This window comes from Streptomyces sp. JHA26, from assembly GCF_002005565.1.
Taxonomy (GTDB): Bacteria; Actinomycetota; Actinomycetes; order Streptomycetales; family Streptomycetaceae; genus Streptomyces.
Genome location: NZ_BDJC01000076.1, coordinates 19,837 through 28,389 on the forward strand (window position 1 = coordinate 19,837; position 8,553 = coordinate 28,389).

Here is an 8,553-nt window from a genome sequence, read left to right on the forward strand (position 1 = left end):
CCGTGACCGACAGCCCCGCCCGCGCGATCCGCCCCGCCCTCCACCAGACGCCCGTCTCCGCCGACAAAGTGCTGCACTCGGGCAACGCGGGCTTCATCATCGCCCGCAGCTGTCAGCTGAAGAACCGTTACGTGGCCGAGGGCCGGAAGTTCTTCTCCGACGTCATCGGCTACATGAACCAGTCCGACCTCAACGGAGCCTCGTTCTTCTGCTACGAGGAACTGGCCGGCACGCGGCACAAGCTGCACTGGCTGATCCACTGGAACAACCCCAACGACTACGCGATCAGCCTGGAGATGGTCGACCACGACAAGGGCATGATCGACCTGCTGGAGTCGGACCGGGTCAAGGACGACGACGGCATGGGCGCCTGGGGCCGCATGGTGGTCGACGGCACCATGCGCGAGGACATCCTCGTTCCCCAGCACGGCGCACACCACGAGAGTGAGGAGGAGGCCGACTACGGCGACTGCTGGGTGGACCCGGCCTGGGTGCAGTGCGCCCAGCCCCGCGAGGAACAGCTCAACTCCGCCACCGCACAGCTGGTGGTGCACCGGGTCGGCGAGGCACGGCACGAATTCCGCAAGGAGGCCCGCTACTTCGCCTTCGCCTGGCAGAACCACATCAACAAGGTGTTCGCCGGACGCGCCACGGCCTACCTCTACGAGGAGACCTTCGGCGTGATGGACCGGCTGCACTGGCTGATCCACTTCCGGTCGTTCGAGGACTACCACGCGCTGCAGACCCTGGCCGACCACGACGAGGAGTACCGGGCCCTGTTCGAGCGTCCGTTCGTCCCCCGGCACCGTGGCGGCGGCACCTGGGCGCGGACGTTCTCCGACGGCGGCCTGCACGACACCCTGCTGGTCCCCTACCAGCTGTCGGCCTGATGCGCGCCTGGCTGTTCCCGGGACAGGGGGCCCAGCGCGTCGGCATGGGCGCAGAGCTGTTCGACCTCTTCCCCGAGGAGTGCGCCGCCGCCGACGACGTGCTGGGCCACTCGGTCCGCGAGCTGTGCCTGCGCGACCCCGAGGGACGGCTCGGCCGGACCCGGTACGCCCAGCCGGCCCTGTTCGTCGTCGAGGCGCTGAGCCTGCTGGCCCGCCGGCGGAGCGAACCGGAGCCCGACTGGTACGCGGGACACAGCCTGGGCGAGTTCGCCGCCCTCTGGGCGGCGGGCTGCTTCGACTTCACCACCGGCGTGCGCCTGGTGCGCCGCCGGGGCGAGTTGATGGGACGCGCCGACGGCGGTCTGATGGCCGCCGTCCTCGGGGTGCCGGCGGAGCGGGTCGCCGAGACGCTGGCGGCGGCGGGCGGCGAGGCGGCGGACGCGGAGATCGCCAACCACAACTCCGCCCGCCAGGTCGTGCTCTCCGGCACCCCCGGCGCGGTGCGCGCCGCCACCGGCCTTCTGACCGGCTCCCTGGGGGCCCGCTGCGTACCGCTGAAGGTGAGCGCGGCCTTCCACTCCCGCCACATGGCTGACGCGGCGCGGGAGTTCGCGGACTACCTGCGCGGTTTCCGGTTCGCCGAACCCCGGGTCCCCGTCGTCTCCAACGTGACCTCGCGCCCGTACCGTCCGGGGGACCTGCCGGAACTGCTGGCCCGTCAGGTCGCGGCCCCGGTGCTGTGGTGGCAGTCGATGAGCCTCCTGGTCCACGAGGGCGTCGACGAGGTCGCGGAACTCGGCCCCGGACGCGTGCTGACCGGCCTGTGGCGGGAGGCCGTACGGGAGCCCGCGCCCCGCACGCCGGCGCGGACGGACCGGCCGAGGACGCCACGGGACGCCGGACGCGAGCCGTCCCCGGCCGCGCGGGGCGCGGCTGCCGCCGAGGGGCGCGACGCCGCCGGGGAAGCCGCTGCCGCGGACGGCCGGACCGTGACGAGGAGTCCGGCCGCACCGGACCGGGAGGAGGCACCCCACCCGGTGATCGTCTCTCGGGTGCCCGTCGGGGCCGGCCCGGCGGAGCTCGGCTCCGCCGCGTTCCGCCGGGCGTACGGGATCCGGCTCGCCTATCTGGCCGGATCCATGTACCGGGGGATCTCGTCGGTGGACCTGGTCGTCCGGCTCGGCGAGGCCGGGCTGATGGGCTTCTTCGGTACCGGGGGCCTCGGCCTCGGTGAGGTCGAGAAGGCGATCGGCCGCATCCAGGAACGGCTCGGCGCGTCCGGCCGGTTCGGGATGAACCTCCTGCACGGCCTGGACGACCAGCGGCGCGAGCGGGAGACGGTCGAGCTGTTCCTGAACCGGGGTGTGCGGCACGTGGAGGCCGCCGCCTACCTCGGCGTCACCGCGCCCCTGGTGCGCTTCCGCTTCAGCGGGGCCCGCCGCACGGCGGACGGTCGCGCGAGCGGGCTCCGCCACGTCATGGCCAAGGTGTCCCGGCCGGAGGTCGCCACCGCCTTTCTCTCGCCGCCGCCCCCGGCTCTGCTGGAGCGGATGGTCCGTGACGGCGACCTCACCGCCGAGGAGGCCGAGCTCGCCCGGCGGCACCCGGTCGCCGGAGAGATCTGTGTGGAGGCCGACTCCGGCGGGCACACCGACGGCGCGGTGGCGCTCACCCTGGTGCCGTCCCTGGCGCGGCTGAGGGACCGGATCTCCGCCCGGCACGGTTACGCCGGTCCGCCGCCCGTGGGCGCCTCGGGCGGGCTCGGCTCGCCCGAGGCGGTCGCCGCGGCCTTCACCCTCGGCGCCGACTTCGTCCTCACCGGCTCGGTCAACCAGTGCACGGCCGAAGCGGGAACGTCCGACGCGGTCAAGGACCTGCTCGCCGGGCTGGACGTTCAGGACACCGCTCACGCCCCCTCCGGTGACATGTTCGAGCTGGGCGCGCGTGTCCAGGTCGTCCGCAAGGGAACCCTGTTCGCGGCCCGGGCGGGAAAGCTGTACGAGCTCTACCGGCGCCACGGCTCCCTCGCGGAGATCGATGAGCGGACCCTTCGGTCCGTCGAACGCACGTACTTCCGGCGCAGTGTCGACGAGGTGTGGGAGCTGACCCGTGCCCACTACGTCGAGACGGGCCGCCCGCACATCGTGGAGAAGGCCGAAAAGGACCCCCGCCACCGGATGGCGCTCGTCTTCAAGTGGTACTTCGCGCACACCAACCGGCTGGCCCTGGCCGGCGTCACCTCCCAGCGGGCCAACTTCCAGATCCACTGCGGACCGGCCATGGGCGCCTTCAACAATCTCGTGCGCGGCACCCCGCTGGCCGACTGGCGACACCGCCACCCGGACGCCATCGCCGACCTGCTGATGTCGGGGGCCGCCCGGATCCTCGGCGCACCCGAGGGGGAGCCGGGCACGGCGCCGGTCCGGCCGGACGGCGCGACGCGAACGGGACCGCGAGCAGTTCCGTGACCAGGACCGCGAACAGGAGGGACACCCCCATGACACAGACGACGACCGGCCCCGCCCCCGCCTTCCGTCCCGCAGCCCACCAGACTGCACGACCGGCCGGGAACCTGCTGCACTCGGGCAACGCGGGCCTCATCGTGGCGCGCAGTGCGCAGATCGCCCCCGGATACGGCGTCCGTGCCCGCGAGGCCACCCGGAAGATCGTCGAATCCTGCAACGAGCGCTGTGCCGGCGAGGCCACGGTCCTCGCCTACGAGGAGGCCTTCGGCGTCCGGGACCGGCTGCACTGGCTCGTCCACCTGCCGTCCCTGGAGCGGTACGAGGCGCTGGCGGCGGGTGCGGACGCCTCAGGCCTGTTCGGCGGCCAGGACGGCGCCACCGGCGTCTGGGACGAGATGTTCGAGCCCGGCAGCGTCCGGGACACGCTGCTCATCCCGCACCGGTGGGGGATCTTCGGTACCGCGACGGAGGCCATGGTCCAGGACGAGTCCGTCAGCCCTGTGGTCACCGACCCGGTCCGCGGACTGCCCCGGTTCGACGTGCGGCCGGCGTGGGAGCAGACGGCCGTGGCGCCCGACCGCACCCTGAACACGGCGACCGCCGGTGTGGTGATGCGCCGCACGGTGGACTTCGACTACCGCTTCCGCGCCGAGGCCCGGGTCTTCGCCCGCACCGTCGCGGAGAACATGAACCTCAACATGGAGGGCCTGGCCACCGTCTACCTCTACGAGGAGATGTTCGGCCGGATGGACCGGGCGCACTTCCTGATCCACATGGCGTCGCTCGACGTGATGTACCTGCTGATGGGGCTGGACGCGCGCACGGACCCGGACGCGCCCCGCGCCTCCTTCGTCCAGGACTGGGTGTCCATGGACAAGGGCGGGGGAGCGTGGGACCGCATCATCGTGCAGGGCAGCACACGGGACGCCCTGATCGTCCCGCAGAGCTGGAGCTGAGACCGGCCCACGGCACCGGGGCGGCGGACCCGATCGGGTCCGCCGCCCCGGTGCCGTGGGCCCGCGCTCGACCCGAAACGGTGCGCCCGGCCCCGCCTGGTGGCCTCGTCACCGGTCCCCGGCATACGACCGGGTGGCCCCGCGGCACGTGCCGCGGGGCCACCCGGGGTGCGGTTCATCCCGCGTACGTGGTCAGGCAGAACGGGTGTCCGGCCGGATCCTGGTAGACCCGCCACTTGTCGCCGCCCGGCTGGAACTCCGGCTTGGTGGCGCCCAGTCGCAGCACCTGCTTCTCCGCCGCGTCCAGGTCCGGGACGCTGAAGTCGAGGTGGAACTGCTTGCCGGCGTCCGGCCAGCTCGGCGGGGTGTGGTCGGCGACCCGCTGGAAGCCCAGCCGTACGGAGGAGTCGCCCATCAGGTAGGTGTTGTCCTCGCTGCTGAAGATCTCCTTCCACCCGGTGAGCTTCCCGTAGAACTCCGCGAGCGCCTTGGGGTCCCTGCAGTCGAGCGAGATGGCGGCGAGAGTGCCGACGGTCTCCATACTTCTTCCCTCTCCTGTGACCGAGAACTCAGTCGGTCGGCAGTACGTAGTTCAGGACGAACGAACTGTGTCCGTCCGGACCGACGTTATCGCTCTTGTACGTGCCCTCGCCCTCCAAACCGGCCAGTTGCGCCGTGCCCGACCCGGGGACGACGGTCATCGTCGCCTCGGCGGCCCCGGGACGCACCACGCCCTTGACCTCGAGGACGAAGCTGCCGGTGCGGCCCTCCAGTTCACCGACGACCCGCTCCAGCCCGTAGAAGGGGCTCGTCCCGTCGCGGTGCCCGAGGATGAGGCACTCCTGAGTACTGGTGGCCGTCAGGTCACCGGAGTAGTGGTTCACCACCTGGCCGTGGAAGAGCATCATGGCCTCCTCCTGGGCGGCGAAGGGGCGCGGCTTCCAGGGCTCCCACTTCATCACGCCGGTTGCCGTCCTGCTCATGGGTCTCCTTCGCACATCTCTCGGCACGACGCGGCGGAACACCGCGCGCACCGGCCATGTTCACGCTTCACCGGCGCCGTCTGCTGTGCAATTTTGAGCATTGGCGGGGACTGTCCGCATGTTAACTTCCCTGTATGAGTGAGGAATTGAAGCCATTTCCGGACGACTGGACCACCGCCCTCGCGGTGGTGGCTCATCCCGACGACATCGAGTTCGGCGCGGCCGGCGCCGTGGCCGCCTGGACCAAGGCCGGGAAGACCGTGAGCTACGTGCTGGCCAGCAGGGGAGAGGCCGGAATCGACGGCATGTCCCCGGCCGAGGCCGCACCGGTCCGCGAGGCCGAGCAACGGGAGAGCGCGAAAATCGTGGGCGTCTCCTCGGTCGAATTCATGGATCTTTCCGACGGTGCCATCGAATACGGCACCGCGCTGCGCCGCGCGATCGCCGGGGCCATTCGCAGGCACCGGCCGGAATTGCTGCTCACTTTCAATTTCCACGACCGCTTCAGCAGCGGTCGCTGGAATTCCCCCGACCACCGCAACCTCGGCCGTGCGGCGCTCGACGCCGTCGCCGACGCCGCCAACCGGTGGATCTTCCCCGACCTCGACGAGGAACCCTGGACCGGCGTCCGTCACCTCGCCGTCGCCAACTCCCCGCACCCCACGCACGCCGTGGACGTCTCCGGCTCGCTGGACCAGGCCGTCGCCTCGCTGGAGGCCCACCGCACCTACCTGGACGGTCTGCGGCCCCCGGTGAGCGACGTCCGCGGCCCGCTCACCGGCCTGGCCGCGCAGACCGGCGAGCGGTTCGGCGGCCGCCCCGCCATCGCCTTCGAGGTCATCCCCTGCTGACGCCGGGCCGGCACGCCCCCGCGGGGGCGAGGTGTCACTTGCGCAGCACCGTCAGCCAGGAGCGCCAGACCTGCTCCCGGGGCCGTTCCGGCTCCGGGAGCGTCCGGAGCGCCTCGATCACGGGCACCACCAGCCGTCGCCAGTCGTCGTCGGTCACCTCCCACAGATAGGGGGGCACACGCTTCTCGAGGCTGGTGGCCAGCTGCTCCGGGCTGGTCGCCTGCACGTACGCCGCGTCGGGCCCCTGCTGGACGGCGCGCAGCCCCACCGCGGCCGCCGCCTCGACCAGCCGGCCGGGGGAGTCCGGACGCTCCGGCCGCAGCGGCGCCAGCCGTTCCAGAGCCGCCACCATCGGATCGTCGTCGGCGAACGGGTCACCGTGCACCGCGACCAGCCGGCCGCCCGTACGCAGCACCCGCCGCGCCTCGGCGAGCGCGGCCCCCATGTCGCCGACCAGGTGCAGCACATGGACGCAGACCACGTTGGCGAAGGCCCCGTCCGGGCAGGGCAGCGCACGGGCGTCGGCGCGGGCCAGGCGGCCGCCGATCCGCTCACCGGCCTGCCGCAGCATCGAAGGGGAGATGTCCACGCCGTAGACCGTGTGGCCCCGCTCCAGAAGCCCGGCCGCCACGGCCCCCGTGCCGACGCCGACCTCCAGGGTCGGCCCGCCCGGCACCAGGTGGGGGGCGACGGCCCCGGCGGACTGGCGTCCGCGGTCCATGCCGCCCCGCAGGGCGTCGTAGTCGCGCGCCACCCGCTCGAACGATTTGGGGGTGTTCACCTCGTTTCCTCTCCGGCCGTCCCCGTGACGACCTCGTCCGCCGGCGGTGTACGGTCCGCCGGGTCCCGCCAGAACCCCTCCAGCACCTCCGCGAGCAGCTCGGCCCGGTCGTACAGGAACTGGTGCGTGGCCGCGGCGAACTCCGCGTAGTGCCCCCGTGGAAACCGGGCGGCGGCGGCGCGCAGCCGGGCGCGGGACACCACGCGGTCGTACTCCGCGCCCAGCGCGAGCACCGGCACGGACACCTCCGGCGCGCCGTCGGCGCTGTCATCGGCCCAGAACCCGAGCATCGCGGCGGCGTAGCGGGCCAGGGCGTCCTCGTCGCGGAACGGTGCCCGCACCAGCTCGCGCAGGTCGCGATGGGTGGCGGCGAGCACGTTCTCGGCGGACTCGGGCTCCGGCTCCGGCTCCCCGAACAGCCGCAGCAGCCGTCCGGCGGCGGAGGGCCGGGCGTGCACCGCGCGGCACAGGGTGTGCAGGCTGCGCTCGTGCTCCGTGTCGAGGCCGTCCCCGCGTCCCTCCACCCGGAACGATCCGCCGAGGAAGACCAGCGACGCCACCCGCTCCGGATGCGCCCGCGCCAGGGCGACGGCCTCCTTCGGCCCGGTGCACCAGCCCACCAGGTGGGCGGCGCCGATGCCCTCGCGCCGCAGCACGGCGGCCGTCTCCGGCGCTCCCGTCCGCTGCCGCTGCGCGCCGGACGGCTGGACCAGCAGGACTCGCCGCCGCGCCGCGAGCCGTCGCATCAGCGGGTACCAGAAGTCGGGGCCCTGCCCCAGCGCCCCGACCAGCACCACCGGCAGCGCGTCGGTGCCGCCGGGAGGCGGCCCGGCGGTGCGGTACGCCACCGTTCCCTGCCCGTCCCGGGCGGGGGACGTGCCCGTGCCGAGGGTCCCGACGAAGGCGGTTGTTCCGAGCAACCGCTTCTCCCGCGCGGCCCTCTGCCCCTCGTTGACCGCGCGCAGCAGCCCGCGCTGCGCCGGCGGGCGCATGGCGGCCACCTGCGCACCGGGCCCCAGCACGTCGTACGCGTCCAGGATACCGCCGGCCCGTCCGGCACCCTCCAGCACGCCGGTCAGCCGCCGGCACAACAGCCGGTCCACGGCGTTGAGTTCGCCGGGCGAGGCGACGGCGGTCAGGCGGATGCCGTACACGTCGGAGATCCGGTCGCACAGCTCGGCGAGAGGCGTGGCGCGCGGGGACGCCACCCGGCACACGCGGCCCGCGGTCGCCACCGACGCGCTCAGCGCGAACAGCAGGCGTACGGCGTCCTCGACGGGCAGCAGCGGCAGAGCCGCGCCGGGCGGTGCGACGAACCGCAGCGGCTCGCGCTCGAACCAGCCGGGCGCCCGGGCGCGCACCTCCGCGACGGTCTCCTCCACCGCGGCCAGCAGACGGTGCAGCCCCGCCGGGGTTCCCGGCGTCCGCCCGTCCGCCGTGACGGGGCAGGCCACCCGCAGCACCCGCAGCGTCACGCCCAGGCGCGCGCACTCCTCGGCAGCGGCCCGTTCCATGGCGGACACCACGTCCGCGACCGCGGCGGCGGCGGGCGGCACGCACGCCGTGCCCGCAGGACCGCCGGCGGGCGGGAGCGGCATCGGCACCGCGGCCTCCGCGGAAACCGCCA

At 73.3% G+C, this 8,553-nt stretch carries 8 protein-coding genes; 4 read left to right on the forward strand and 4 right to left on the reverse strand.

Annotation, left to right across the window (positions count from 1 at the left end):
- The first annotated feature begins 2 nt into the window (after positions 1-2).
- The 3 genes from JHAT_RS30445 to JHAT_RS30455 are packed head-to-tail and all read left to right on the forward strand — an operon-like array spanning position 3 to position 4,311.
- Positions 3-890: a DUF6039 family protein gene (locus JHAT_RS30445; protein WP_077801507.1), complete on the forward strand. Its 888-nt coding sequence runs from the start codon at positions 3-5 to the stop codon at positions 888-890.
- Complete coding sequence (gene fabD / locus JHAT_RS30450; protein ID WP_077801508.1) at positions 890-3,358, forward strand: ACP S-malonyltransferase; 2,469 nt, start codon at positions 890-892, stop codon at positions 3,356-3,358. Before JHAT_RS30445 ends, fabD begins: the two co-directional genes overlap by 1 nt.
- Before the next feature lie 29 nt (positions 3,359-3,387).
- Complete coding sequence (locus JHAT_RS30455; RefSeq protein WP_077801509.1) at positions 3,388-4,311, forward strand: DUF6039 family protein; 924 nt, start codon at positions 3,388-3,390, stop codon at positions 4,309-4,311.
- A gap of 175 nt (positions 4,312-4,486) precedes the next feature.
- Here the strand turns inward: JHAT_RS30455 and JHAT_RS30460 are convergent, their stop codons facing one another.
- Positions 4,487-4,852 (reverse strand): VOC family protein, encoded by a 366-nt coding sequence (locus tag JHAT_RS30460; RefSeq protein WP_077801510.1) that lies wholly within the window; start codon positions 4,850-4,852, stop codon positions 4,487-4,489.
- A gap of 28 nt (positions 4,853-4,880) precedes the next feature.
- Positions 4,881-5,294: a DUF3224 domain-containing protein gene (locus tag JHAT_RS30465; RefSeq protein WP_077801511.1), complete on the reverse strand. Its 414-nt coding sequence runs from the start codon at positions 5,292-5,294 to the stop codon at positions 4,881-4,883.
- A 134-nt stretch (positions 5,295-5,428) separates the two neighbouring features.
- Here JHAT_RS30465 and JHAT_RS30470 point away from each other — a divergent pair, with 134 nt between their 5' ends.
- Entirely contained in the window at positions 5,429-6,145 is a 717-nt protein-coding gene (locus JHAT_RS30470) for a PIG-L deacetylase family protein (RefSeq protein WP_077801512.1), read from the forward strand.
- 34 nt (positions 6,146-6,179) lie between these two features.
- Here JHAT_RS30470 and JHAT_RS30475 read toward each other — a convergent pair whose 3' ends face one another.
- Positions 6,180-6,926, reverse strand: coding sequence for a class I SAM-dependent methyltransferase (locus tag JHAT_RS30475; protein WP_077801513.1), 747 nt, complete (start codon positions 6,924-6,926; stop codon positions 6,180-6,182).
- Positions 6,923-8,553 (reverse strand): alpha/beta fold hydrolase (locus JHAT_RS30480; RefSeq protein ID WP_216353454.1); only part of this gene is annotated, 1,631 nt, incomplete at its 5' end. The genes JHAT_RS30475 and JHAT_RS30480, both read right to left, overlap by 4 nt.

Bases quoted from the DNA above. Each gene is read 5' to 3' on its own strand.
- fabD (WP_077801508.1), top strand. From the start codon at position 890: ATGCGCGCCTGGCTGTTCCCGGGACAGGGGGCCCAGCGCGTCGGCATG.
- JHAT_RS30455 (WP_077801509.1), top strand. From the start codon at position 3,388: ATGACACAGACGACGACCGGCCCCGCCCCCGCCTTCCGTCCCGCAGCC.
- JHAT_RS30460 (WP_077801510.1), bottom strand. From the start codon at position 4,852: ATGGAGACCGTCGGCACTCTCGCCGCCATCTCGCTCGACTGCAGGGAC.
- JHAT_RS30465 (WP_077801511.1), bottom strand. From the start codon at position 5,294: ATGAGCAGGACGGCAACCGGCGTGATGAAGTGGGAGCCCTGGAAGCCG.
- JHAT_RS30470 (WP_077801512.1), top strand. From the start codon at position 5,429: ATGAGTGAGGAATTGAAGCCATTTCCGGACGACTGGACCACCGCCCTC.